16 protein-coding genes and 3 rRNA genes are annotated in these 25,810 nt (G+C 68.3%); 10 read left to right on the top strand and 9 right to left on the bottom strand.

Features of this window, described 5'->3' with window-relative positions; all coding sequences use genetic code 11:
• Positions 1-115: 115 nt before the first annotated feature.
• Together SLV14N_RS16690 and SLV14N_RS16695 are read right to left on the bottom strand one after the other, a co-directional pair.
• On the bottom strand, positions 116-835 hold the full coding sequence (locus SLV14N_RS16690; RefSeq protein WP_208681657.1) for a phosphatase PAP2 family protein: 720 nt from the start codon (positions 833-835) through the stop codon (positions 116-118).
• A 205-nt stretch (positions 836-1,040) separates the two neighbouring features.
• Entirely contained in the window at positions 1,041-2,045 is a 1,005-nt protein-coding gene (locus tag SLV14N_RS16695) for a bifunctional lytic transglycosylase/C40 family peptidase (protein WP_269470886.1), read from the bottom strand.
• Positions 2,046-2,472: 427 nt separating this feature from the next.
• Here SLV14N_RS16695 and SLV14N_RS16700 point away from each other — a divergent pair, with 427 nt between their 5' ends.
• The 6 genes from SLV14N_RS16700 (at position 2,473) to SLV14N_RS16725 (ending at position 10,048) form a co-directional block, all read left to right on the top strand.
• Positions 2,473-2,781, top strand: coding sequence for a hypothetical protein (locus tag SLV14N_RS16700; protein ID WP_006603970.1), 309 nt, complete (start codon positions 2,473-2,475; stop codon positions 2,779-2,781).
• A gap of 493 nt (positions 2,782-3,274) precedes the next feature.
• Positions 3,275-4,129, top strand: a complete 855-nt coding sequence (locus SLV14N_RS16705; protein WP_208681661.1) for a hypothetical protein — start codon at positions 3,275-3,277, stop codon at positions 4,127-4,129.
• Positions 4,119-5,426 carry a hypothetical protein gene (locus SLV14N_RS16710; protein ID WP_208681662.1) on the top strand — a complete coding sequence of 436 codons (1,308 nt, stop codon included), beginning with the start codon at positions 4,119-4,121 and terminating at the stop codon, positions 5,424-5,426. The genes SLV14N_RS16705 and SLV14N_RS16710 overlap by 11 nt, the downstream gene beginning before the upstream one ends.
• Positions 5,423-6,985 carry an SCO6880 family protein gene (locus SLV14N_RS16715; protein WP_208681663.1) on the top strand — a complete coding sequence of 521 codons (1,563 nt, stop codon included), beginning with the start codon at positions 5,423-5,425 and terminating at the stop codon, positions 6,983-6,985. Before SLV14N_RS16710 ends, SLV14N_RS16715 begins: the two co-directional genes overlap by 4 nt.
• Before the next feature lie 28 nt (positions 6,986-7,013).
• The gene (locus SLV14N_RS16720; RefSeq protein ID WP_093644568.1) at positions 7,014-8,456 is read left to right on the top strand and encodes an ATP-binding protein; all 1,443 of its coding nucleotides are present in this window, start codon (positions 7,014-7,016) and stop codon (positions 8,454-8,456) included.
• Positions 8,453-10,048, top strand: coding sequence for a type VI secretion protein (locus SLV14N_RS16725; protein ID WP_263273185.1), 1,596 nt, complete (start codon positions 8,453-8,455; stop codon positions 10,046-10,048). Before SLV14N_RS16720 ends, SLV14N_RS16725 begins: the two co-directional genes overlap by 4 nt.
• A gap of 388 nt (positions 10,049-10,436) precedes the next feature.
• Here the strand turns inward: SLV14N_RS16725 and rrf are convergent.
• The 3 genes from rrf to SLV14N_RS16740 form a co-directional block, all read right to left on the bottom strand.
• Positions 10,437-10,553, bottom strand: a 5S ribosomal RNA gene (gene rrf / locus SLV14N_RS16730).
• 74 nt (positions 10,554-10,627) lie between these two features.
• Positions 10,628-13,749: ribosomal RNA gene (locus SLV14N_RS16735) — 23S ribosomal RNA — on the bottom strand.
• Between the two features lie 304 nt (positions 13,750-14,053).
• Positions 14,054-15,582 (bottom strand): 16S ribosomal RNA (locus tag SLV14N_RS16740).
• The 16S, 23S and 5S rRNA genes sit together here, the layout of an rRNA operon.
• Positions 15,583-16,533: 951 nt before the next feature.
• On the opposite strand from SLV14N_RS16740, the gene trpS reads away from it, so the two are divergent.
• Positions 16,534-17,553, top strand: a complete 1,020-nt coding sequence (gene trpS / locus SLV14N_RS16745; RefSeq protein WP_263269903.1) for a tryptophan--tRNA ligase — start codon at positions 16,534-16,536, stop codon at positions 17,551-17,553.
• 60 nt (positions 17,554-17,613) lie between these two features.
• Here the strand turns inward: trpS and proC are convergent, their stop codons facing one another.
• The 3 genes from proC to SLV14N_RS16760 form a co-directional block, all read right to left on the bottom strand.
• Entirely contained in the window at positions 17,614-18,423 is an 810-nt protein-coding gene (gene proC / locus SLV14N_RS16750; protein ID WP_208681665.1) for a pyrroline-5-carboxylate reductase, read from the bottom strand.
• A 182-nt stretch (positions 18,424-18,605) separates the two neighbouring features.
• Positions 18,606-19,502 carry an ABC transporter permease gene (locus SLV14N_RS16755; RefSeq protein ID WP_263269904.1) on the bottom strand — a complete coding sequence of 299 codons (897 nt, stop codon included), beginning with the start codon at positions 19,500-19,502 and terminating at the stop codon, positions 18,606-18,608.
• Positions 19,499-20,335 carry an ABC transporter ATP-binding protein gene (locus tag SLV14N_RS16760; RefSeq protein WP_263269906.1) on the bottom strand — a complete coding sequence of 279 codons (837 nt, stop codon included), beginning with the start codon at positions 20,333-20,335 and terminating at the stop codon, positions 19,499-19,501. Before SLV14N_RS16760 ends, SLV14N_RS16755 begins: the two co-directional genes overlap by 4 nt.
• A 297-nt stretch (positions 20,336-20,632) precedes the next feature.
• Between SLV14N_RS16760 and SLV14N_RS16765 the strand changes: the two genes are divergently transcribed.
• From SLV14N_RS16765 to SLV14N_RS16775, 3 genes are all read left to right on the top strand, one after another.
• Positions 20,633-21,040, top strand: a complete 408-nt coding sequence (locus tag SLV14N_RS16765) for a hypothetical protein (protein WP_208681672.1) — start codon at positions 20,633-20,635, stop codon at positions 21,038-21,040.
• 223 nt (positions 21,041-21,263) lie between these two features.
• The gene (locus tag SLV14N_RS16770) at positions 21,264-22,832 is read left to right on the top strand and encodes a SulP family inorganic anion transporter (RefSeq protein ID WP_263269908.1); all 1,569 of its coding nucleotides are present in this window, start codon (positions 21,264-21,266) and stop codon (positions 22,830-22,832) included.
• A gap of 83 nt (positions 22,833-22,915) precedes the next feature.
• Positions 22,916-24,319 (top strand): M1 family metallopeptidase, encoded by a 1,404-nt coding sequence (locus tag SLV14N_RS16775; RefSeq protein ID WP_263273187.1) that lies wholly within the window; start codon positions 22,916-22,918, stop codon positions 24,317-24,319.
• Between the two features lie 167 nt (positions 24,320-24,486).
• Here SLV14N_RS16775 and SLV14N_RS16780 read toward each other — a convergent pair whose 3' ends face one another.
• On the bottom strand, positions 24,487-25,617 hold the full coding sequence (locus tag SLV14N_RS16780; RefSeq protein WP_208681675.1) for an NAD(P)/FAD-dependent oxidoreductase: 1,131 nt from the start codon (positions 25,615-25,617) through the stop codon (positions 24,487-24,489).
• Between the last annotated feature and the right edge of the window lie 193 nt (positions 25,618-25,810).

Below are 25,810 nucleotides of genomic sequence, written 5' to 3' on the forward strand. Positions count from 1 at the left end.
AGCGGCGGACACACGGACGGCCCGGCCCCCACGAGGGGCCGGGCCGTCCGCATCCGCCAGGCCGTCAATCCCGGGGGCGGGCCGGCCGGTTCACCCGAACCGGCCGGCCGCGCCCTCAGGCCGCCAGATCCTTGTCCCGCTCCTTCTGCCCGCGCCGCATCGCCGATCCCGTGGCCACCACCCGGCTGCCGTCGGCGTCCTGCCCCGCGGCGGCCTCGACGCCCGGCGCGCACACCAGCCACGAAAGCTTCGACCGGCCGATCGCCGTCGTCAGCGGCACCAGCAGCGCCTGCGCGAGCGGCGCCAGCAGCAGCGCGACGGCGGTGCCCAGGGCGAAGCCGCCGACCACATCGGTCGGGTAGTGCACGCCCATGTAGACGCGGCAGAAGCCCTCGGCGAGCGCCAGCAGAATCCCGATCAGGCCGAACTTCCGGTGGGCGATGAACAGACCGACACCGACCGCCATGGTGAGCGTCGCGTGGTCGCTCACGAACGAGAAGTCGCTCTTGCCGGGGATCAGCACTTCCAGCCCGGCATGGTCCTTGAACGGCCGTGGCCGTTCGACGAACGACCGGATCGGGATATTGGCCAGCAGGGCGATGCCCGCGGCCAGCGGCGCCCAGACCAGGCCCGCGACGGCGGCCGGCGCGCCCGGCCTGCGGCGCGCGGACCACCAGGCGATCAGACACAGCACGGCGAGGCCGGCGATGAGGCCGTACTCACCGATGTACTCCATGGCCTTGTTGACCCAGTGGGGGGCGTCCTTCGCGAGGCCGTTGATGCCGTCGAGCACGTCGACGTCGGGGTTCGGCCCCTCGAATGCGAGTCCAGCCATCTGCAGCGGCCCCTTATCTTTCGCGCGCGCGAGCGCCTTCGTGTGCTGCCTGCCCCCGTGGTCGTCGAGCGTGTGCCGTGTCAAGCGCTGCTACGTCCCCACGCCAAGGAAACGTGAAGCCCACCCCTGGCGTTCCACTCTCCACCGGATGATCACCAGGACGTTATCGAAGCTTGATCCATCACCGCAGTTCAGGGCCCTATGTTCACGCAGCGTTCGTACCGGGCAGCGCTTTTGCGCCATCCGACGTGACGCGGGTCGCACCGATGTAGTCCGGCGTATCGATCTTGTCGAACCGGATCCTGGCCCCGGTGTACGGCGCGTTGATCATGTACCCGCCACCCACATAGATTCCCACGTGGTGGATCGAGCGCGGGTCCTTCAGGTCGTAGGCGAAGAACACCAGATCACCCGGGAGCAGCTCGTCCCGCTTCGGATGCGGCCCGGCGTTCCACTGGTCGTTCGCCACCCGGGGAAGCTCGATGCCCACCGAGTGGTACGCGGCCTGGGACAGCCCGGAACAGTCGAACCGGCCGCCCTGCGCCGCGGTCCCCGTGCCGCCCCACAGATAGCGCGTACCGAGCTTCTGCTGTGCGAAGTAGATCGCGCCCGCGGCCTGCCGCGACGGCTCCACCCGCTTCGACGGCGCCTCGAAGCTCTTCGCCAGCGTCGTGATCGTCTTCACATAGTTCTGTGTCTCGCGGTACGGCGGCACCCCGTTGTACTGGATGACGCGATAGGCCCCGGCGTTGTACGCGGCGAGCATGTTGTGCGTGGAGTTGCCCGGTGCGCGCTTCACATAGCTCGCCAGCTCGCAGTCGTACGAGGCCGCCGACGGAATGGCGTCCTCCGGGTCCCACACGTCCTTCTTGCCGTCCCCGTTCCCGTCGACGCCATGGGTCTGCCAGGTCCCCGGGATGAACTGCGCCATGCCCTGCGCGGCCGCCGGGCTCTGTGCCCTGGGGTTCCACCCGCTCTCCTGGTAGAGCTGCGCCGCCAGCAGCGCGGGACTTATGGCCGGGCAGAGCGTCCCCCATTTCTGCACCAGCTGCTGATACTCGGCCGGTACCGCACCCTTCGCCAGCCCGAGCGCCCGCCCGCCGGCCCCGGCCAGCCCGGCCGCCGCCATATACGTACCGATCACAAGCAGCCCGAGCAGACAGAGCACCAGCCCCGCCCCGAGCCCACCGGCCACCCAGAATTTCCGCACCCCCCAACCCTCCCCCATTCAGCCCCGGTTCACTGCCTTTTTCCGGCCGCTCCCCGCGCGCCGCGCCGCTCCGGGTGCCGCACGACGGCGCATGGCGCGGCGCACGGGGCGCTCCGGCCGGGGTGCGACGCGGCACATGGCGACGCCCCGTACGCCGCCGGACGGGCTACGGGAGCCCGGCGCGCCGGACCGGCCACCCTCACTTCCGATGATCATTGCTCAGGGTTATCCCCCGTGATACACACGGTGAGACCATTCGCTTCAATGGAGGGCGTGCGCCCACAGGCACACCCCACCCGCACGGGATCCTTCAAAGAAAGCCGCCAAGTCGACAGCTGACGGCCCATTTGTCAGCGAAGATAGAGACTGGCCTGTGCCACGCCGGCACGGGGACACAACTACCCATCAAGGGGCGGTGAGTTCACACATGTTCATTGCGGCCGAAAAAGGCGACATCACCACCATCATCGGCGGAATCGCCCCGGACTGGGGGCCGTTCGGGAGCCTGGGCAACGAGGCCCGCGTGATGATCGAAGTGGTCATGGCGGTGGCGATCCTGCTGTGCCTCGGCATCGCGATCTGGGGCGCCGCCAAACAGCGCATCGGCGCCACCGCGCTGCGCGACACCTTCAGCGCCGAACAGGGCAAGGGCCTGATCGTGGCCGGCCTGACCGGCGTCTTCATCATCGGCTCCCTGGGGACACTGTTCACCATCGTCTACGGCATGGCGGTCTAGGGCGTGTCCTTCTAGGCCGCACCCTGCCCCTGCCGCCGCCCGTACGGCGCCGGCACCCGCCCGTCCCCACGCCGCCCCCCCGTGCGCCCCCGCCCACCATCTCTCCGCCGCCCCGTGCCCCCACTCGCTTCCACCGGCCCCACCTCCCCTGCCGAGGCCACATGCTGACGCCCGCTCACGCCGGCCCGACGGAACCGCAGCGCGCCCTCATCACCCCCGCCACCAGCGGACCGATTGGGCCGAGCGCTGCGCGGGGACAGGTGGACCCGGGGGCGAGAAGGCGCAAGAAGGCGACCGGCAACCGCGGAGCAGGCGATGCGTACAAATAACCCAGAGTCCCCCATTCGCCTCTGTCGTACCGCATCTGAGGACCCGTCACGGTGAGATGTACTCGTACCGCTGCACCCGAGCCGCCGCCCGCGCGGCTACGGTCATATGAGGGCGGCACAACAACGGCACGCACGGCGACGGCGGCAGAGGGGGCACAGGCGCGATGAGTCTCAGTGACGACGGCGGCTACGGCGGCGACGGCCACCGCGGTCCGGAGACGGGCCAGACCCGGACCAGACTTCCCGACAACGACGGTGACATCTACGGCTCGGGACGGCGGTCCCGGACCGGCCTGTCCAGCCGGAACCTCGTCACGATCGTCGGCGTGATCGTCCTGCTGCTCGCGGCCATCGCCTTCGCCAACCGCGGCGGAAGCGGCAACAGCGAAACCGCCTCGAACGACTCCCCCAAGGACCCCGCCCGCACCCAGCCCACCGCCCCCACCGGCACCAAGGCCGTCAGCGGCAAGACCGGGGGCATCGCGTCGGGGTTCGCCAAGACGGAGCAGGGGGCGCAGTCGGCGGCGGCGAATTATGCGGTGGCGCTCGCCAGCAGCGGTATGTACAAGTCCGCCGAGCGGGACGCGATCGTCGATGCCGTCTACACCCCCTCCGCAGCCGCGGCCCACAAGGCAAGCCTGCGCAAGGTCTACACGGATCCCAAGTTCCTCGGCCGGGTCGGGCTCAAGGCGGACGGCAGCACACCCGGCGGCATGACATTTGTGTCCCGGGCCAACCCCGTCGGAACGAAGACCGAGAAGTTCGAGGACACCACCGCCACCGTCGCGGTCTGGTACTCCACCCTGTTCGGTCTCGCCGGCACAGGTTCCCAGAACCCCGTCGCGGAGAACTGGTACACGTCCACGATGCAGCTCCAGTGGGTCAAGGGTGACTGGAAGCTCGCCGGCTCCACGCAGAAGGCCGGGCCGGCCCCGATCGGCGGCAATCAGGCCGCTGCGACGGCCAAGGACATGTCCAAGGCCGTCCAAGGGTTCGGAGGATTCACGTATGCGAGGTGACAACCGACGCCGCGCCCTCGCCGTGGCCTCGGCGCTGACGAGCCTTCAGGCCACCCTGGTGGTCCTCTCGGCTCGCGCGTTCGCGGCTCCCTCTCCCAAACCGAGCGAGGGCCCCTGTGACCTGCTCACGGGCAAAGCCAAGGAACTCTGCGAAGAGCGGGGCGGCGGTAGTGGCGGCTCGCCCAACCCGGGCGGCGGCGGCCTCTCCGACAACAACCCCCTAGACCCCCTCGAATCCCTGGCCAAAGGCTGCGCCAAAGCCGCCGCCTGGATCGTCACCAAGCTGTCGGAGGCGGTGAAGGCCACCTCCCAGGTGGACTTCACCAACGCCGCCTTCCTGCGCCAGTACGCCGTCGTCTTCGCCGCCTCCACCGTGCTCACGCTCGTCCTGTGGCTGCTGGCCGTCGCCAAGCGCGCGGTGCGCGGGGTGCGGCTGACGGAGGCGATCAGTGAGGCGGTCGGGTTCCTCTGGCTGACCGTGCTCGCCTCCGCCTTCACCCCGCTGATCCTGTACACGATCGTCTCGGCGACCGACGGGGTCACCGAGATCATCGCGAAGGGCACCGGGGCACAGACCGACACCTTCTTCGGAGCCTTCTCCCAGGCGCTCACGAAGGGCACGGACATCGGCGGCGGCCCGATCATGCTGATCGTGGTGTCGCTGGTCTCCGTGCTCGCCGCCGGTGTGCTGTGGCTGGAGCTGGTGATCCGGGCCGCGCTGCTGTACGTCGGGGCGCTGCTCGGCACGGTCGTCTACGCCGGGCTGGTCGACAAGAACATGTGGGGGCATGTGCGCCGCTGGGCGGGCATCATGATCGCGGTGATCCTGGTGAAGCCGGTCATCGTGATCGTGCTCGGCGTCGCCGGTGCGCTGTCCCACGACAAGGGCCCGAACGCCTTCTCCGCGGTCGTCTCCGGCCTCTCGATCATCGTCCTCGCCATCTTCGCCAGTGCGGTGATCTACCGCTTCGTCCCCGGCTTCGGCGACGAGATGGTCTCGGCCCGTACGAACAAGGGCCGGGCCACCGACGGCAGCCAGGCCGCCGCGATGATCTCCTCGCCCGCCGCGCTGGTCTCCCAGGGCATCAAGACCCACAGCTCCCGCGGCTCCGGCGGCGACGGCGGGCAGGCGCAGGGCGGCCAGTCCCGGCCGGCCGACGCGGTGGCCGGCGGTGTCGCCGCGCACAGCTCCCGCGGCGGCCGCTCCTCGGCACCCGCCACCCCCGCTCCCCGTACGAACCCCCACCCGGGCAGCGGTTCCCGCTCCGGCAAGACCTCAGGAGGTGAGGGGCGTTGAGTACGCAGTCCCACCCGATCGCCCCACGCCGCACCTACCTCATCGGCCGCGCCCGGCCCAACGCGATCGTCGGCAAGAACCGCGAGACCGGTGAGATCGCGCTGATCATCGCGGGCGCGTTCCTCGGCATGATGTGCGGGCTGCTGGTGCCCATGCTGCCGCTGCGGATCGCGTCCCTGACCGGCTTCCCTATGCTGGGGCTCGCCGTCGTCTACGTGCCGTACAAGGGCCGGACGTTCTACAAGTGGTTCGAGATCCGGCGCAGCTTCCGCCGGACGACCCGCCGCGGCGCCACCTACCGCTCCGGCGCCGCCGAGGCGGGCGTCCGGCTGGACGGCCGGGAGGTCGAGATCGGCCCGCCGCCCGGCATCGGCCGGATCAACTGGCTGTCCGCGCCGTTCGGCCCGGACGAGATCGCGGTGCTGCTGCACGCCGACCGCAAGACGGTGACGGCGGCCATCGAGATCGAGGGGCCGGGCGTCGGCCTGCGCGACAGCGAGGACCAGGAGGCGCTGGTCGACCGTTTCGGGACGCTGCTCAAGCATGTCGCCAACGGGGACGGCTTTGTGACCCGGCTGCAGATGCTGGCGCGGACGCTGCCCGCCGACCCGGACGCGCACGCCAAGGACGTCGCCCAGCGCGGCGACAAGAACTCCCCCGACTGGCTGCGGGAGTCCTATGACCAGCTCCAGTCGATGGTCTCCACCTCCTCCGAGCAGCACCGCGCCTACCTCGTCGCCTGTATGCACTACACCCGCGAGCTGGCCGCCGAGGCACAGACCATGGCCCGCGCCGCGCGGATGCACCAGGGTGGGCTGCTGCGCAAGAAGCTGGACCGGGACGCCGGTCTCGCGGTGGTCATGGCCCGTGAGCTGACCGATATCTGCGCCCGGCTCGCCGAGGCCGACATCCGGGTGCGCCAGCCGCTGGGCCAGGCCCGGCTCGCCTCCCTGGTGCACTCCATGTACGACCCGGACCACCCCATCGACCACATCCAGGCGATGAGCAAGCGCAACGCCTGGCCGGCCGAGCTGGACGCGATGGAGCCGACGTATCTGCAGGCCAAGACGCGGGAGTCGACGACCCGCGCGCCCTGGTGCCATGCCACCGCCTGGGTCAAGGAGTGGCCGCTGACCCCGGTGGGCGTCAACTTCCTCGCGCCCCTCCTGGTGCACACACCCGATGTGATCCGTACGGTCGCGGTCTGCATGGACCTGGAGCCCACCGAGATCGCCATCGAGCGGATGCTGACGGAGAAGACGAACGACGATGCCGAGGCCAGCCGCGCGGCGAAGATGAACCGGGTGGTGGACCCGCGGGATGTCGCGCACCACGGCCGGGTGGACCAGCGGGGCGAGGACCTGGCGTCCGGTGCCGCCGGCGTCAACCTCGTCGGCTACCTCACGGTGTCCTCCCGCTCGCCCGAGGCGCTGGCGCGCGACAAGCGCACCATCCGCGCCTCGGCCGGCAAGTCCTACCTCAAGCTGGAGTGGTGCGACCGCGAGCACCACCGGGCGTTCGTCAACACCCTGCCGTTCGCGACCGGGATCCGCCGCTAAGCCGCTGGGAGGCGCGTACGTCATGGCCATGATCGATCCGATCGGAGCGCTCACCGAGGCGTTCACCAGCTTCCTGTTCGGGAAGGTGGAGACGACCCGGCTGCCCGTACGCACCTCCACCGGCCAGGCCCAGGCGGTCTATCTGCCCACCGCGGCCCCCGGTCTCGGCGACTCCGGCGTGATCATCGGCCGCGAGGTCTACAGCGGCAAGGGATACATCTACGACCCGTTCCAGCTCTACGGACAGCAGCTGCCCGCCCCGCACTGGCTGGTCCTCGGCGAGTCCGGCAACGGCAAGTCGGCGCTGGAGAAGACCTACGTCCTGCGGCAGTTGAGGTTCCGGGACCGTCAGGTCGTGGTGCTGGACGCCCAGGGCGAGGACGGCGTCGGCGAGTGGAACCTCATCGCCCAGGAGCTGGGGATAACTCCCATCCGCCTGGACCCGACCGCCGCCCTCAACGGCGGTATCCGCCTCAACCCCCTCGACCCGTCGATCACCACCACCGGCCAGCTGGCCCTGCTGCGCACGATCATCGAGGTCGCGATGGGCCACGGCCTGGACGAACGCTCCGGCTTCGCCCTCAAGGTCGCGCACGCCTACGTGACCGAGACCATCACCCACCGGCAGCCCGTCCTGACCGACATCGTCGAGCAGCTGCGGCATCCGGAGGCGGAGTCCGCCGAGGCGATGAATGTCGACATAGACGACGTCCGGGCCTGGGGTCTGGACGTGGCGCTGGTGCTCGACCGGCTCGTCGACGGTGACCTGCGCGGCATGTTCGACGGCCCGACGACGGCGGGCATCGACCTCGACGCCCCGCTGATCGTCTTCGACCTCTCGCACATCGACCGCAACTCCATCGCGATGCCGATCCTGATGGCGATCGTCGGCGTCTGGCTGGAGCACACCTGGATCCGCCCCGACCGCAAGAAGCGCATCTTCCTGGTGGAAGAGGCCTGGCACATCATCAACTCCCCTTTCGTGGCACAGCTCTTCCAGCGGCTGCTGAAGTTCGGCCGACGGCTCGGCCTGTCGTTCGTGGCCGTCGTCCACCACCTCAGCGACGTGGTCGACGGCGCCGCCGCACGGGAGGCCGCGGCGATCCTCAAGATGGCGTCGACCCGCACCATCTACGCCCAGAAAGCCGACGAGGCACGCGCCACCGGCCGGGTGCTCGGCCTGCCCCGGTGGGCCGTCGAGATCATCCCGACCCTCACCCCCGGCATCGCGGTCTGGGACGTCAACGGCAATGTGCAGGTCGTCAAACACCTCATCACCGAGGCCGAACGCCCGCTGGTCTTCACCGACCGGGCGATGACCGAGGCGTCCGCGATGAGCGAGGCTTCCGCGATGCCGACGGACGAGGCGCGCGCCGTCCAGGCGGCGGCGGACGCCGAGGCCGAGGCACGCGCCGAGGCCATGGCGATGGAGCGGCAGTGGAGAGACGAGTCGAGCGAGACGGTGGCGTGACCCGCGGATACGACGACGAACGAGGCGCCGGCCGGAGCCGGGGGCGCGGCGTCCCCGACTCCCTGCTGGTCGGACTGCTCGCCTTCCTGCTGGGTTTGACCGTGCTGGTGTGGACGGCGACCGGGCTGGCCGGCCTGTTCGCCCACGGCGCCTGGCCCGCGGGCGTCACCTACTCCGGTACGCCGATGGCGCTGCGTCATCTGGTCTCCGCACCGCACGACATGGCCGCCGCCTGGCCCGGCACCCCCAAGGGCCAGCTCTCCGGTTACGGCCTCTTCTGGGGCATCCTCATCGGCGAGCTGATGGTGCTGCTGGTCCTGGTGATCTTCACGCTCGGGACGGTCACCCGCTACCGCGCCGTACGGGCGGCCCGCCGCGCAAAGGCCAAGGAGGCCCGGGAGGCCCGTCTGGCGGACCAGGAAGCACGGGAGGCAGAACGGGAAGCGCGCCAGGCCCGGGAAGCGCGAGAGGCCCGGGAGGCGGTCCGGACGACCGTCCCCGCCGCCCAGGAGCCCGCGGCCCCCACCGAGGACGCCCCGGCCACCCCCGCCGCACCGGCCGCCCCTGCCCCGCCGCCCCTCGACACCGTGGCCGCCGGCCCCGTCCCGGAGCAGCGCACCGCTCCCCCGCTCACACCCGCCACCGACGCCGCCGAACCCGCCCTCCCCCGCGTCCAGTTCACCACCGACCGCAGCGCCGCCCTCGCGGCATCCGTCGCCACCGCGGCCGCCGCCCCGGGCCCACTGATCGTCGCCACGACGGACCCCGGCGTCTGGGCCGAGACCAAGGACGCCCGCGCCAAACTCGGCCCGCTGCTGACCTACGACCCGACGCACCGCCTCGACACCCCGGCCCGGCTGCGCTGGTCCCCGACCTCCGGCTGTACGGACCTCGCCACCGCCACCGCCCGTGCCACCGCCCTGCTGGCCCCCGTACGCCCGGCCGCCGCCCTGGACTCGGCGGTCGCGGACGCCGCCCAGACCCTGCTGCGCTGCTGGCTGCACGCCGCCGCGGTGGACGGCCGCCCGTTCCGCCAGCTGCACCGCTGGACGCACGCCACCGGCGCCGCCCAGGAGCCCGTACGCATCCTGCGCACCAGCCCCAAGGCCTCGGCCGGCCAGGCCGGCGAGCTGGAGTCGGTGCTCACGGCACATCCCGAACGCCGGGAAGCCGCCCAGGCGTTGATCGGCCGGGCGCTGACCGCCCTCTCCTCCCTCCACATCCGGGATGCCTGCACCCCGCATCGAGCAGATTCGGTCCTTCTCGAATCATTTCTCGATGAAGGGGGAACGCTTTACGTGGTAGGCGAGCCCATCGAGGATCCGCGTACCGACCCGGGTGCGATGCCGCTGCTCACCGCACTCCTCTCGAGCGTGGTCGAGCACGGCCGCCGCATGGCCGAACGGTCATCTGACGGTCGGCTCGACCCACCACTCACCCTCGTCCTGGACGACATCGCGGCCCTCGCCCCGCTGCCCGCCCTCCCCGGCCTCCTCGAAACGGGCCGTGCCCGCGGCCTGCTCACCCTGGCCACCATGCGCTCCCAGGAACAGGCCCGCGCCCGCTGGCCCCACCACTCCCTACGGGTCTGACCCCTGGCAGCCGGGCGTTCCACCGGCACCCGGTGGTGTTGGGGAGTGACCGCCACCGGGACGATCCACCACTGGGACGCCGCCACTGGAACTACCCGCAGCCGGACGCCCGCCCGGGTCGGTACGACACGCCCTCCCGGCCCAGCACCCCGCCCGCCCCGCCCCACACTCAGTCCCGCAGCAACTGCACGGCGCACCACACCAGTTGCTCACCCATCGCGGCCGACCGGCACCCCGTCCGCGTCCAGCTTCCCCAGCACCTCGCCCACGCCCGCCACCGGCTCCAGACTTCTGCGGAACTCCTCAAAAGCGCATACCCATGAGCGTACCGAGCCCTGAACGCAGAAAAGCCCCGCACCATAAGGTGCGGGGCTTTCCCACAATGATTGTTCGGCGGCGTCCTACTCTCCCACAGGGTCCCCCCTGCAGTACCATCGGCGCTGAAAGGCTTAGCTTCCGGGTTCGGAATGTAACCGGGCGTTTCCCTAACGCAATGACCACCGAAACACTATGAAGTTAACCAACCCGGCACAAACACAGGTCGTTACTTCAGAACCTACACAGTGGACGCGAGCAACTGAGGACAAGCCCTCGGCCTATTAGTACCAGTCAACTCCACCCGTTACCAGGCTTCCATATCTGGCCTATCAACCCAGTCGTCTACTGGGAGCCTTAACCCCTCAAAGGGGGTGGGAGTCCTCATCTCGAAGCAGGCTTCCCGCTTAGATGCTTTCAGCGGTTATCCTTTCCGAACGTAGCCAACCAGCCATGCCCTTGGCAGGACAACTGGCACACCAGAGGTTCGTCCGTCCCGGTCCTCTCGTACTAGGGACAGCCCTTCTCAAGACTCCTACGCGCACAGCGGATAGGGACCGAACTGTCTCACGACGTTCTAAACCCAGCTCGCGTACCGCTTTAATGGGCGAACAGCCCAACCCTTGGGACCGACTCCAGCCCCAGGATGCGACGAGCCGACATCGAGGTGCCAAACCATCCCGTCGATATGGACTCTTGGGGAAGATCAGCCTGTTATCCCCGGGGTACCTTTTATCCGTTGAGCGACGGCGCTTCCACAAGCCACCGCCGGATCACTAGTCCCTACTTTCGTACCTGCTCGACCCGTCAGTCTCACAGTCAAGCTCCCTTGTGCACTTACACTCAACACCTGATTGCCAACCAGGCTGAGGGAACCTTTGGGCGCCTCCGTTACTCTTTAGGAGGCAACCGCCCCAGTTAAACTACCCACCAGACACTGTCCCTGATCCGGATCACGGACCCAGGTTAGACATCCAGCACGACCAGAGTGGTATTTCAACAATGACTCCACAACCACTGGCGTGGCCGCTTCAAAGTCTCCCACCTATCCTACACAAGCCGAACCGAACACCAATATCAAGCTATAGTAAAGGTCCCGGGGTCTTTCCGTCCTGCTGCGCGAAACGAGCATCTTTACTCGTAATGCAATTTCACCGGGCCTATGGTTGAGACAGTCGAGAAGTCGTTACGCCATTCGTGCAGGTCGGAACTTACCCGACAAGGAATTTCGCTACCTTAGGATGGTTATAGTTACCACCGCCGTTTACTGGCGCTTAAGTTCTCAGCTTCGCCAACCCGAAAGTTGACTAACCGGTCCCCTTAACGTTCCAGCACCGGGCAGGCGTCAGTCCGTATACATCGCCTTACGGCTTCGCACGGACCTGTGTTTTTAGTAAACAGTCGCTTCTCGCTGGTCTCTGCGGCCACCACCAGCTCACCGAGTAAATCGGATCACCAGCAATGGCCCCCCTTCTCCCGAAGTTACGGGGGCATTTTGCCGAGTTCCTTAACCATAGTTCACCCGAACGCCTCGGTATTCTCTACCTGACCACCTGAGTCGGTTTAGGGTACGGGCCGCCATGAAACTCGCTAGAGGCTTTTCTCGACAGCATAGGATCATCCACTTCACCACAATCGGCTCGGCATCAGGTCTCAGGCTTCATGCTGTCCGGATTTACCTGGACAGCGCCCTACACCCTTACCCCGGGACAACCACCGCCCGGGCTGGACTACCTTCCTGCGTCACCCCATCGCTTACCTACTACCACCTTGGATCGGCGGCTCCACCACGTCCCTTTGTCCGAAGACTCCAGGCCGGCTTCACGGCCTTAGCATTAATGGATTCGATATTGGGCGTTTCAAAGCGGGTACCGGAATATCAACCGGTTGTCCATCGACTACGCCTGTCGGCCTCGCCTTAGGTCCCGACTTACCCTGGGCAGATCAGCTTGACCCAGGAACCCTTAGTCAATCGGCGCACACGTTTCCCACGTGTGTATCGCTACTCATGCCTGCATTCTCACTCGTGAACCGTCCACAACTCGTTTCCACGGCTGCTTCACCCGGCACACGACGCTCCCCTACCCATCACAGCGGGCGTTGGCCCTCATGCTGCAATGACACGACTTCGGCGGTGTGCTTGAGCCCCGCTACATTGTCGGCGCGGAATCACTTGACCAGTGAGCTATTACGCACTCTTTCAAGGATGGCTGCTTCTAAGCCAACCTCCTGGTTGTCTCTGCGACTCCACATCCTTTCCCACTTAGCACACGCTTAGGGGCCTTAGTCGATGCTCTGGGCTGTTTCCCTCTCGACCATGGAGCTTATCCCCCACAGTCTCACTGCCGCGCTCTCACTTACCGGCATTCGGAGTTTGGCTAAGGTCAGTAACCCGGTAGGGCCCATCGCCTATCCAGTGCTCTACCTCCGGCAAGAAACACACGACGCTGCACCTAAATGCATTTCGGGGAGAACCAGCTATCACGGAGTTTGATTGGCCTTTCACCCCTAACCACAGGTCATCCCCCAGGTTTTCAACCCTGGTGGGTTCGGTCCTCCACGAAGTCTTACCTCCGCTTCAACCTGCCCATGGCTAGATCACTCCGCTTCGGGTCTTGGGCACGCTACTCAACGCCCTATTCGGACTCGCTTTCGCTACGGCTTCCCCACACGGGTTAACCTCGCAACATACCGCAAACTCGCAGGCTCATTCTTCAAAAGGCACGCAGTCACGACACAAGGAACAAGTCCTTGTGCGACGCTCCCACGGCTTGTAGGCACACGGTTTCAGGTACTATTTCACTCCGCTCCCGCGGTACTTTTCACCATTCCCTCACGGTACTATCCGCTATCGGTCACCAGGGAATATTTAGGCTTAACGGGTGGTCCCGCCAGATTCACACGGGATTTCTCGGGCCCCGTGCTACTTGGGTGTCTCTTAAACGAGCCGTTGATGTTTCAGCTACGGGGGTCTTACCCTCTACGCCGGACCTTTCGCATGTCCTTCGCCTACACCAACGGTTTCTGACTCGTCCCACAGCCGGCAGACTGCAGAAAAGAGATCCCACAACCCCAACCACGCAACCCCTGCCGGGTATCACACGTGACTGGTTTGGCCTCATCCGGTTTCGCTCGCCACTACTCCCGGAATCACGGTTGTTTTCTCTTCCTGCGGGTACTGAGATGTTTCACTTCCCCGCGTTCCCTCCACACTGCCTATGTGTTCAGCAGCGGGTGACAGCCCATGACGACTGCCGGGTTTCCCCATTCGGACACCCCCGGATCAAAGCTCGGTTGACAGCTCCCCGGGGCCTATCGTGGCCTCCCACGTCCTTCATCGGTTCCTGGTGCCAAGGCATCCACCGTGCGCCCTTAAAAACTTGGCCACAGATGCTCGCGTCCACTGTGCAGTTCTCAAGCAACGACCAGCCACCCACCACCCCAACCCGAAGGCTGAGTTCACTGGGGCCGGCATCGCGAAGGTCCAGACAACAGTCCGTACCCTCAGATACCCAACAGCGCGCCCGGCCCACTCCATCAATCCCCACGTTCCACGCCGAAGCAGTACTAGTGACAACCAATCAAGTGCGCCGAATAGTCAACGTTCCACCCATGAGCAACCAGCATCAGACATTCGCTGATGTACTGGCCTCTGACCCGAACCAGGTTCGAGTAAGAAGTGCTCCTTAGAAAGGAGGTGATCCAGCCGCACCTTCCGGTACGGCTACCTTGTTACGACTTCGTCCCAATCGCCAGTCCCACCTTCGACGATTCCCTCCCACAAGGGGTTGGGCCACCGGCTTCGGGTGTTACCGACTTTCGTGACGTGACGGGCGGTGTGTACAAGGCCCGGGAACGTATTCACCGCAGCAATGCTGATCTGCGATTACTAGCAACTCCGACTTCATGGGGTCGAGTTGCAGACCCCAATCCGAACTGAGACCGGCTTTTTGAGATTCGCTCCACCTCGCGGTATCGCAGCTCATTGTACCGGCCATTGTAGCACGTGTGCAGCCCAAGACATAAGGGGCATGATGACTTGACGTCGTCCCCACCTTCCTCCGAGTTGACCCCGGCAGTCTCCTGTGAGTCCCCATCACCCCGAAGGGCATGCTGGCAACACAGAACAAGGGTTGCGCTCGTTGCGGGACTTAACCCAACATCTCACGACACGAGCTGACGACAGCCATGCACCACCTGTACACCGACCACAAGGGGGACCCTGTCTCCAGGGTTTTCCGGTGTATGTCAAGCCTTGGTAAGGTTCTTCGCGTTGCGTCGAATTAAGCCACATGCTCCGCTGCTTGTGCGGGCCCCCGTCAATTCCTTTGAGTTTTAGCCTTGCGGCCGTACTCCCCAGGCGGGGAACTTAATGCGTTAGCTGCGGCACGGACGACGTGGAATGTCGCCCACACCTAGTTCCCAACGTTTACGGCGTGGACTACCAGGGTATCTAATCCTGTTCGCTCCCCACGCTTTCGCTCCTCAGCGTCAGTATCGGCCCAGAGATCCGCCTTCGCCACCGGTGTTCCTCCTGATATCTGCGCATTTCACCGCTACACCAGGAATTCCGATCTCCCCTACCGAACTCTAGCCTGCCCGTATCGAATGCAGACCCGGGGTTAAGCCCCGGGCTTTCACATCCGACGTGACAAGCCGCCTACGAGCTCTTTACGCCCAATAATTCCGGACAACGCTTGCGCCCTACGTATTACCGCGGCTGCTGGCACGTAGTTAGCCGGCGCTTCTTCTGCAGGTACCGTCACTTTCGCTTCTTCCCTGCTGAAAGAGGTTTACAACCCGAAGGCCGTCATCCCTCACGCGGCGTCGCTGCATCAGGCTTTCGCCCATTGTGCAATATTCCCCACTGCTGCCTCCCGTAGGAGTCTGGGCCGTGTCTCAGTCCCAGTGTGGCCGGTCGCCCTCTCAGGCCGGCTACCCGTCGTCGCCTTGGTAGGCCATCACCCCACCAACAAGCTGATAGGCCGCGGGCTCATCCTTCACCGCCGGAGCTTTCCACCACCAGACCATGCGGTCGGTGGTCGTATCCGGTATTAGACCCCGTTTCCAGGGCTTGTCCCAGAGTGAAGGGCAGATTGCCCACGTGTTACTCACCCGTTCGCCACTAATCCCCTCCCGAAGGAGGTTCATCGTTCGACTTGCATGTGTTAAGCACGCCGCCAGCGTTCGTCCTGAGCCAGGATCAAACTCTCCGTGAATGTTTACCCGTAATCGGGTCAACACACACGAGAGCGGAACCACCGGACGGAATGAGTCTGGTGGTTCACAGCGTCCTCGCTGTGTGTGCCACCCCGACCGCATGGGCCGTGGTGGACTTTCAAAGGAACCTCATCCGCCGGAAGTGTTTCCGGTAGACGGGGTATCAACATATCTGGCGTTGACTTTTGGCACGCTGTTGAGTTCTCAAGGAACGGACGCTTCCTTTGTTCCTGTTTCACCAGGATCTCCGGGCGCTTCCCTTCGGTCTTGCGTTTCCGACTCTATCAGATCCTTGCGGGCCCGATTTTCGCCGGCGCGTTTCCGCCTTTCGGCTTCTTCGCGTTTCCAACCCTACCAGATCCGTTTCCGTCTCTGGCCCCTGTTGGAGCGGGGTCGGCCGCTTCGCTTTCGCTTTTCGGCCTTTCCGACTCTATCAGATCCGTTTCGGTCCGTTGCCGGTCCGAATTCGTTTCCGAATCCCCGTCGGAAGGGGGTTCCGCCGTGGTGCGGCTATTAGGCTGCCGCACCTTTCGGCGTGGTCACTACGTTAGCGGAATTCCTCTTTGACGCATAATCACGTCGCGGTCCGAATTTCGGCATGCCGAAATCGTTCCCGGTGAGGGGCCGTGCAGTAGTGGTGTGCCGCGAAGCGGCGGGATGGCTGCCCGGCGCCTGTCGGCCCCGCGGCAACTCGGAGGACACTACACGAGGGGGTGGGGTTGTTCAAACCCGCGCCTGGCACGGGTCATCGGGGTACTTTGGGGACATGACTACGCATGCGCTCGTACAGCAGTGGTGGCACGCCTGACGGCGGCCACCCAGCAGCGCATGCAGGACCACGGCCGCCGCTTCGGCGGCCGTTTGCGTATCTCCCTCTCGTAGCCGGCCGGTGAGGTCGGCGGTCTCGACGCGCACTCCATGGCGGAGTGCAGGAGAGAAGGACGGACGAGATGGCGATGACGGCGGGCGCGGGGACGCGGATTTTCAGCGGGGTGCAGCCGACGGGGCATTTGACGCTGGGGAACTACCTCGGGGCGGTGCGGCGGTGGGCCGAGGTGGACCAGCACCGGGCGGAGGCGCTGTTCTGTGTGGTGGATCTGCATGCGCTGACCGTGGAGCACGATCCGGCGCGGGTGCGGCGGGTCAGTCGGCAGGCGGCGACGCTGCTGCTGGCCGCGGGGCTGGATCCGGAGATCTGCACGGTGTTTGTGCAGAGTCATGTCGATGAGCATCTGCGGCTGTCGTATCTGATGGAGTGCACGGCCTCCGACGGGGAGATGCGGCGCATGATCCAGTACAAGGAGAAGGCCGCTCGTGAGCAGGCGCGCGGGGGGAGTGTGCGGCTGTCGCTGCTGACGTATCCGGCGCTGATGGCGGCGGACATCCTGGCGTACGGGACCCATGAGGTGCCGGTCGGGGAGGACCAGGCGCAGCATGTGGAGCTGACGCGGGATCTGGCGGTGCGGTTCAACCAGCGCTACGGGGCGACGTTCGTGGTGCCGAAGGCGACGCATCCGGTGGTGGCGGCGCGGGTGAGGGATCTGCAGGAGCCGACGTCGAAGATGGGGAAGTCGCATGCCCGGACGGCGGGGGTCGTCTATTTGCTGGATGAGCCTGAGGTGGTGCGGAAGAAGGTGCTGCGGGCGGTGACGGATGCGGGGCGGGATGTCGCGTATGAGCCGGAGCAGCGGCCGGGGGTGGCGAATCTGCTGAATGTGCTGGCGGCGTGTACGGGGGGCGATCCGCGGCGGCTGGCCGAGGAGTACGACTCGTACGGCGCGCTGAAGAAGGACGTGGCGGAGGCCGTGGTGGAGGTGTTGCGGCCGGTGCGGGAGCGGCATGCGGAGCTGGCCGCCGAGCCGTCGCATGTGGATGCGGTGCTGCGGCGGGGTGCGGAGCGGGCGCGTTCCCTGGCCAGGCCGCGGGTGGATGCGGCGTTCGAGGCGGTGGGGCTGCTGCCCGCGGGGTGAGGTGCCGGTGGTCCGGTCCGGGGGCGTGGCGGTCGGCGCGCCCCCGGGGCCGGTCCTCGGTCAGCCGTTGCCGGAGGCCAGTTCGCGGCTGCGGTCGCGGGCGGCCTCCAGGGCGGCGATGAGGGCGGCGCGTACGCCGTGGTTCTCGAGTTCGCGGATGGCGTTGATGGTGGTGCCGGCCGGGGAGGTGACGTTCTCGCGGAGCTTGACGGGGTGTTCGCCGCTGTCGCGGAGCATCACGGCGGCGCCGATGGCGGCCTGGACGATGAGGTCGTGGGCCTTGTCGCGGGGCAGGCCGAGGAGGATGCCGGCGTCGGTCATGGCCTCGACGAGGAAGTAGAAGTAGGCCGGGCCGGAGCCGGAGAGCGCGGTGCAGGCGTCCTGCTGGGACTCCGGGACGCGGAGGGTCTTGCCGACGCCGGAGAAGATCTCCTCGGCGCGGGTGAGGTGTGCGCCGGTGGCGTGGCTGCCGGCGGAGATGACGGACATCGCCTCGTCGACGAGGGCGGGGGTGTTCGTCATGACCCGGACGACGGGGGTGCCGGCGGCCAGGCGCTCCTCGAAGTAGGAGGTGGGGATGCCGGCGGCGCCGCTGATGACCAGGCGGTCGGCGGGCACGTGCGGGGCCAGCTCCCGCAGGAGGGTGCCCATGTCCTGGGGCTTGACGGTGAGGATGAGGGTGTCGGCGGACTTGGCGGCCTCGGCGTTGCTGACCGCTTCGACGCCGTAGCGCTCTTGGAGCTGTGCGGCGCGTTCCGGGCGGCGGGCGGTGACCAGGAGGTCGGAGGGTGCCCAGCCGCCTCGGATCATTCCGCTGAGCAGGGCTTCGCCGATTTTTCCGGTGCCGAGTACTGCGACCTTCTGGGTCATCGTGCGGGTTCACCTTTCCGCTGCGCTGGGCTTTTCCCGGCCATCCTCGCACCGTGGGGGTTCCGCTACGGGTTCGGCTGCCCCGCGGTGGGGTGCCGCTGTGCCCGCTCCCCCGAGCTCTTGAGGAGCAGGGGCCCTCATCGCCCTTGCGGCACGTATGCCCCCAGCGGCGGCGTGCGGCGTCACCTCGTACGACGGCGGAGGGTGGCGGCGCCGAGGGCGAGGACGAGGAGGGCGCAGGCGGTGACGATGACCGTGTCGCGGAGGAAGTCGCCGGTGATGTCGGGGTGGTGGAGGACCTCGTTCATTCCGTCGACGGCGTAGGACATCGGGAGGGCGGCGGAGAGTGCCTCCAGGGCCGGCTGCATGGTGTCGCGCGGGGTGAACAGGCCGCAGAGCAGCAGCTGGGGCATCAGTACGGCGGGCATGAACTGGACGGCCTGGAATTCGGAGGCGGCGAAGGCCGAGACGAACAGGCCGAGCGCGGTGCCGAGGAGGGCGTCGAGGACGGCCACCAGGAGGAGCAGCCAGGGGGAGCCGGTGACGTCGAGGCCGAGGAGCCAGAGGGACAGGCCGGTGGCGAGGGCGGACTGCACGATGGCGAGCAGGCCGAAGGCGAGGGCGTAACCGCTGATCAGTTCGGCCTTGCCGAGGGGCATGGCGAGCAGGCGTTCCAGGGTGCCCGAGGTGCGTTCGCGGAGGGTGGCGATGGAGGTCACCAGGAACATCGTGATCATCGGGAAGATGCCGAGGAGGGAGGCGCCGATGCTGTCGAACGTCTCCGGGCGGGCGTCGAAGACGTAGCGGAGCAGGGCGATCATCACGCAGGGGACGACGAGCATCAGCGCGATGGTGCGGGGGTCGTGGCGCAGCTGGCGCAGGACCCGGGCGGCGGTGGCGAGGGCGCGGGACGGGGAGAAGGGCGCGGGGGTGGGGTGCGGTGGGCCCGCGGTCTGCGGGGCGCCTTCGTTGGGCGGTCCGCCTTCGGTCTGCGGTGCGCCTTCGGTCTGCGGTGCGCCTTCGGTCTGCGGTGCGCCTTCGGTCTGCGGGGCGCCTTCGGTGTGCGGTGTGGTGGTCATCGCGCCGGCTCCTGGGGAGTGGTGGGGTGCGCCGGTTCCGGTGGCCGGGTGGCCGCCGCCTCGGCCTCGTCGACCAGATGGAGGAAGGCGGCCTCGACGGTGTCGGAGCCGGTGCGGTCACGGAGAGCGTCGGGGGTGTCTCCACCGAACTCCGTGGGGGAGGTGCCCCCGGCGAGGAGGCGGCCCTCGCGCAGCAGGAGCAGCCGGTGGCAGCGCTCGGCCTCGTCCATGACGTGCGAGGAGACGAGGAGGGTGGTGCCGCGGTCGGCGGCGAGGGTGTGGAAGAGGTGCCACAGGTCGCGGCGGAGGACGGGGTCCAGGCCGACGGTGGGCTCGTCGAGGACGAGGAGTTCCGGGGCGCCGAGCAGGGCGACCGCGAGGGAGACCCGGCTGCGCTGGCCGCCGGAGAGGTTGCCGGCGAGGGCGTCGGCGTGCCGGGTGAGGTCGACGTCCTCGATGGCGCGGGTGACGCTCTCGCGGCGCCTGCCACGGGCGGACCGGCCGGGGTGCAGGACGGCGGCGAAGTAGTCGAGGTTCTGGCGGACGGTGAGGTCGTCGTATACGGACGGGTCCTGGGTGACATAGCCGATGCGGGGGCGCAGCCGGGGGTCGCCCGCGGGGTGGCCGAGGACGTCGAGGGTCCCGGTGACCTTGGCCTGGGTGCCGGCGATGGCGCGCATGAGGGTGGATTTGCCGCAGCCGGAGGGGCCGAGCAGACCGGTGACCCGGCCGCGGGGCACGTCGAAGTCGAGGGCGTCGAGGACGGTGCGGCCGCCTCGGACGACGGTGAGGCCGCGGGCGTGGACGGCGGGGTCACGGCCATAATTCATCATGCGATGAATAATCCTCCCGGCGGCGCGAGGACGTCAAGGCCATGGACGGGGCGGGCAGCCGGAAGGAGGGGCGCAGGCGGGCGGTTGGGCCATTGGGGTGGTGATCCGGCCAGGCGTGGTGCAGAAGGGGCGCATGGTGGGGATCTACGCGCACCGGCGGGCGCCGTAGTGAAAGGATCCGGCCGTTCTTGGTCGATAACTCCGCGTTTACAGGGTGGTTACAAACCGACTTGCGGTCCTGCGTGTCCGCTTGGACACAATGGGATGACCTGTCCAGCCGCGCCGGAAGGGGCGACGATGGCGAAGATCCGGGTTCGCGGCCTCGGCCGGCTCCTGTTGATCGTCATGGCCGTCCTGCTGGCCTTGCCCCTGGGCGCGGATGGTGTGTACGGAGAGCGCGCGACGGCCGCCCCGGCCTCGACCGGCGCCGGCCGTACCGGTTCCCCGGGCACCGCGCCCTGGGCGTCGGACCCCGCCGAGACCGAGAATCCGGAATCCGGCAGCGACCGCTGCCCACCGCGCCGCGACGGGCGGTCCACGGCCTCGGTGTCCGCGCCGACGCCACCGTTCACCACCGTCTCGACCACCGCACCGGTACGGACCGAGGGCGGGCTGCACCTGACCGCCCCGCTGACCGGACGGCAGGCCGTACCCGTGTCGAGATCCGGTGAACTGCCGCTCCAGCACCTCGTCTTCCGCTGCTGAGAGCTCAGAGCTGCCCCCAAGGGCCTCCCCCGGCCCGCGCATCCGACGGATCCAGCCGTCATTTCCCCATGGCGCGCACCGCGCGGCAGTGCGTGGCAGCCGGCGATCGCAGACACCAGTGCAGAGGATCGCCGGCCGGCTGCCCGTACCTCCCCGCGTCCGCTCGTGCGTATCCGTGCGTACTCGTGCGCCACCGCATCTCGCACTCGCTGGAGGCATCCCCATGCGTAGGTTCCGTATTGCCCGACAACATCTGTCCCGGTCATCCATACCGTCACGGGAAAAGCTGTCGGTCTGGCGCGCCGATTTCACCGCCTCGCTGGTCGTCTTTCTCGTCGCCGTCCCGTTGTGTGTCGGGGTGGCCGTCGCCTCCGGGGTACCGGCCGAGCTCGGGCTGGTCACCGGAATTGTCGGCGGGTTGCTCACCGGGTTACTTCCCGGCAGCAGTCTGCAGGTCAGCGGTCCGGCCGCCGGGCTGACCGTGCTCGTCTACGAGGCCGTGCAGGAGTACGGGCTCGGCACGCTGGGTGCGCTGGTGCTGATCGCCGGGGCGCTGCAGCTGGTCATGGGGGCGCTCCGGCTGGGGCGCTGGTTCCGGGCCATCTCCGTGGCGGTCGTCCAGGGGATGCTCGCGGGCATCGGGCTGGTGCTGATCGCCGGGCAGTTGTACGCCCTGGTGGACGCCCGTCCGCCGGGCAACGGGCCGGCGAACCTGGGCGGACTGCCGGACCTCGCGGCAAACACCGCCGGATCCGGTAGGGCGCTGGCGGCGCTGGCGGTCGGCGCGGGAACCATCGCGCTGCTGGTGCTGTGGCCGAAATGGCAGCGGGCGGCGCGGGTGCTGCCGGCGCCGCTGGTGGCGGTGGCCCTGGCGACGGTCGTGGTGTTCGTGCTCGACATGCCGGTGGCCCGGGTCGAAGTGGCGGGCCTGCTGGAAGTGATCCAGCCGCCGGGCGGAGCGGACTTCGCGCAGCTGACGGAGGCGGGGGCGGTGGCAGGTGCGCTGGGCACGGTGCTGGCGTTCACCCTGATCGCGTCGGCGGAGTCGCTGTTCAGCGCGGCCGCGGTGGACCGGCTGCACGACGGGCCGAAGACCGATTACGACAAGGAGCTGATGGCGCAGGGCGCGGGCAACACGGTCTGCGGGCTGCTCGGCGCGCTGCCGATGACCGCAGTGATCGTCCGCAGCTCCGCCAATGTGTACGCCGGGGCGCAGACCAAGGTCTCGCGGGTGCTGCACGGGGTGTGGCTGCTGGTCTTCGCGGCGGCGTTCCCGGCGGCGCTGGGCGTGGTGCCGCTCGCGGCGCTGGCGGGCGTACTGGTGCATGCGGGCGTCAAGTTGCTCCCGGTGAAGCAGTGGCGTCCGTTGTGGCGGGAGCACCGGGGTGAGGCCGTGGTGCTCGCCGCGACGGCGGTGGCGATCGTGGCCACCAACATGTTCGAGGGGGTACTGCTGGGGCTGCTGATGGCGGTCGCCAAGTCGGCGTGGGAGACCTCGCACGTCCACCTGGAGATCGTGGGGCTGGACGAGCCGGCGGGCCACGGTGAACCGGCCGTTCTGGGGCCCCGCCGCCCCATCCGCGTACGGGCCCTCGGCAATGCCACCTTCCTCCGGCTGCCCAAGTTGCTCGACCAGTTGGAGGCGTTGCCCAAGGACCGGGAGGTCCAGCTGGATCTGACCGGGCTGCGGCATCTCGACCATGCCTGCGCGGCCGCGCTCGGTGCCTGGGAGGAGCAGCGCCGCGGCCCGGGCGGGACCGCCCGGCAGGAAGCCCCGTCCGTCGCCCCGTAGGACAACTGTGTGAGAAGGGCCGGTGTGTGGACGGAAATGACCGTAAGGTCGGGACGCTGATGTCCGCGGACCCCGGGAGTGCTGTGAACCGCCGGCCCCTTCGCAGTTGCGGTGCGACCGCCGCCCTCTCCGTCGCCCTGCTGCTCTCCTCGTGCACCAGCAGTGGTGTACGAGGGGTGGCGGGCAGCGGCGGAGTGGGCGATCCGCTGTTCCCGGCGCTCGGCAACGGCGGCTACCAGGTGCGCCATTACGGGCTCGACCTCGACTACGACATCAGGAAGAGGCATCTGGACGCGACCGCCGAGATCACCGCCGAGGCCACGGCGGATCTGCGGTCCTTCCAGCTCGACCTGCAGGGGCTGCGGGTGACGGATGTGCAGGTCGACGGCGAGGACGCGGAGTTCTCCCGTAAGGGACACAAGGTGATCGTGCGGCCGGACGAGTCACTCAGGAAGGACGCGGAGTACCGTACCCGCGTCGACTACGAGGGCACACCGCAGGAGTTGAAGGACCCGGACCAGTCGACCGAGGGCTGGGTCAAGACCCGCGACGGGGCGTTCGTCGCCGGTCAGCCGGCCGGTGCCATGACGTGGTTCCCCGGCAACAACCACCCCCGGGACAAAGCCACCTACGACTTCACCATCACCGTGCCGAAGGGCTACACCGCCGTCGCCAACGGGGAGTTGAGGTCGGAGCGGACCGCCAGGGGACGGACCACCTTCCGGTGGCACAACGGCCGGCCGATGGCCAGCTATCTCGCGACGGCCACCATCGGCAGGTTCGAGGTCCGCACCTCCCGTACGCCCGAGGGGCTGCCGCTGTATGTGGCGGTGGACCCGGCGGAGGCCAAGGCCAGCAAGGAGCCGCTGGAGAAGCTGCCGGAGATCGTGAAGTGGCAGAGCAAGCTCTTCGGGCCGTACCCCTTCTCCTCCGCGGGCGCGATCGTCGACGACACCCCGAAACGGATCGAATGGATCGCCCTGGAGTCCCAGACCAAGCCGGTCTACGCGGGGGCGCCGGACACCGCCACCCTCGTGCACGAGATGGCCCACCAGTGGTTCGGCGACTCGGTGACGCCGAAGACCTGGGCGGACACCTGGCTCAACGAGAGCTTTGCGACCTACGCCGAGTGGCTGTGGGAGGAGCGCGAGGGCGGCAAGACCCCGCAGGAGCAGTTCGACGCGCTCTACGACGACACCACGGACCCGGCGCGCTGGGCCTTCCCGCCGGGCAAACCGGGCAAGGCGAAGAATGTGACCGGCACCCCCGTCTACGAGCGGGGCGCGATGCTCCTCCAGGAGCTGCGCAACGCCGTCGGCGACAAGGCCTTCTTCACGATCCTGCGCGAATGGCCCACCGAGTACCGCTACCGCAACGCCGATGCGCAGGACTTCATCGACTTCTGCCAGGAGTACACGGACATGGACCTGGAGCCGCTGTTCAAGAAGTGGCTGTACGAGAACGGGAAGCCGGAGCGGGAGGACTGAGGGGCGGGCGGTGAACGGGCCGGGGCCGGTTACGCGACAGGTCCTCGGACCGGCCCTGGGTGAGGGGCCGTGGCCCGTATACGAGAACTTCTCGGACCGGCCCCTGGGTGAGCGGGCCGGGGCCGGTTACGCGGACCGGCCCCTGGACGGCCGTACTACCGTCCCGCCTAGCCGATACCCGGGATCAGCGGGATGACGCCCGGGCGGCGGGCCGCGAGATGCAGGACACGGACGGCGTTGCGGACCACCTGTTCCTTGACCCGGGCGGCCGGGCGGCCCGTCAGGACCCGTTCGCGCGGGGTGTCGTCGGCCCGTACCGACTGGATCAGGGCGTCGTGCCGGCCCAGGCTCACACACTGCACGAAGAAGCCGTACGACAGTGGCCGGGGCGCGGCGCCGCGCAGCTCGGCGGCGATCGCGCCGGCGACGTGGGAGCCCGTGGGCAGCGCGGTGGCGCAGGCCATCCGCAGGGCGCCGGCGCGGGGCGTACGGGCCGCGGCCGCATCGCCCGCGGCATAGATGTCGGGGTGGCTGACCGAGCGGAGCATCGCGTCGACCCGGAGCCGGCCGGTGACCGGGTCGGTGACCAGACCCGCGTCGTGGGCGAGACCGCCGGTGGCCCTCAGGGAACCGGCCCACAGCACGGCGTCGGCATCGACACCGTCCGCGTCGGCGACCTGGTGCCCCTCCTCGACGCGGACGCCCAGCCGGTCGAGGACGGTACGGACATGGGCCCGGCCGCGGACCGACAGACCACCGCCGATCTCACCGCCGGTGAGCAGCCGGACCTGCCATGCGGGGTGGGACTCGGCGATCTCGGTGGCCATCTCGATGCCGGTCAGGCCGCCGCCGACCACGGTCAGCGCACCCGGCCCGTCCAGCAGCCGCTTGTGGAGGGCGGCGGCGCTCTCGGCGGTGAAGGCCCTTTCACCGATGCCGCGCGGGTCGGTGTGGCTGCCCAGGGCGTAGACGAGCCGGTCGTAGAGGAGGGTGCGGCCGCTGTCGGTGTGCACGGCGCGGGCGTCCGGGTCGAGGGAGGTGGCACGGGCGGCGAGATGCTCGATGCCGGTGCCGTGCAGCATCCGGGCCCGGGAGTGGCTCACCTCCGGGCGGCCGGCGGCCAGTTCGTGCAGGCGGACGCGCTCGGTGAACCGGTCCCCGGGGTCGACCAGGGTCACCTGCGCGTACGGGGCGAGCCGGAGTGCGGCCATCGTCCCCGCGTAGCCGCCGCCGAGGACCACGACCCTCCCCCGTCCCGTGCGCCCTCGGGAGCCCCCTCGCTTCGCCACGCTGATCATGCTGCCTCCTGTGGTCGGTCCGGGGCGCCGCGGTGAATTGGCGGCGCCGTGAGGGGGACGACGTGGGGTGGGGGAGTGTGACATCGGGGGCGGCGGTGGGGTCGGTCGGTTAGGCCTCGGCGGGACGGTCGGTCGCCCGTCGGCCGGGCCGGTCGGTGCCCGTCGGCCGGGACGCCGCCACGGGGCGGCGGCC

It is taken from the genome of Streptomyces sp. Je 1-4 4N24 (assembly GCF_026239515.1).
GTDB lineage: Bacteria > Actinomycetota > Actinomycetes > Streptomycetales > Streptomycetaceae > Streptomyces > Streptomyces nigrescens.

Coding starts and splice junctions, on each gene's coding strand:
- SLV14N_RS16765 (WP_208681672.1), top strand. CDS start 20,633: ATGGCGAAGATCCGGGTTCGCGGCCTCGGCCGGCTCCTGTTGATCGTC.
- SLV14N_RS16720 (WP_093644568.1), top strand. CDS start 7,014: ATGATCGATCCGATCGGAGCGCTCACCGAGGCGTTCACCAGCTTCCTG.
- trpS (WP_263269903.1), top strand. CDS start 16,534: ATGGCGATGACGGCGGGCGCGGGGACGCGGATTTTCAGCGGGGTGCAG.
- SLV14N_RS16780 (WP_208681675.1), bottom strand. CDS start 25,617: ATGATCAGCGTGGCGAAGCGAGGGGGCTCCCGAGGGCGCACGGGACGG.
- SLV14N_RS16705 (WP_208681661.1), top strand. CDS start 3,275: ATGAGTCTCAGTGACGACGGCGGCTACGGCGGCGACGGCCACCGCGGT.
- SLV14N_RS16755 (WP_263269904.1), bottom strand. CDS start 19,502: ATGACCACCACACCGCACACCGAAGGCGCCCCGCAGACCGAAGGCGCA.
- SLV14N_RS16700 (WP_006603970.1), top strand. CDS start 2,473: ATGTTCATTGCGGCCGAAAAAGGCGACATCACCACCATCATCGGCGGA.
- proC (WP_208681665.1), bottom strand. CDS start 18,423: ATGACCCAGAAGGTCGCAGTACTCGGCACCGGAAAAATCGGCGAAGCC.
- SLV14N_RS16710 (WP_208681662.1), top strand. CDS start 4,119: ATGCGAGGTGACAACCGACGCCGCGCCCTCGCCGTGGCCTCGGCGCTG.
- SLV14N_RS16760 (WP_263269906.1), bottom strand. CDS start 20,335: ATGATGAATTATGGCCGTGACCCCGCCGTCCACGCCCGCGGCCTCACC.
- SLV14N_RS16690 (WP_208681657.1), bottom strand. CDS start 835: ATGGCTGGACTCGCATTCGAGGGGCCGAACCCCGACGTCGACGTGCTC.
- SLV14N_RS16770 (WP_263269908.1), top strand. CDS start 21,264: ATGCGTAGGTTCCGTATTGCCCGACAACATCTGTCCCGGTCATCCATA.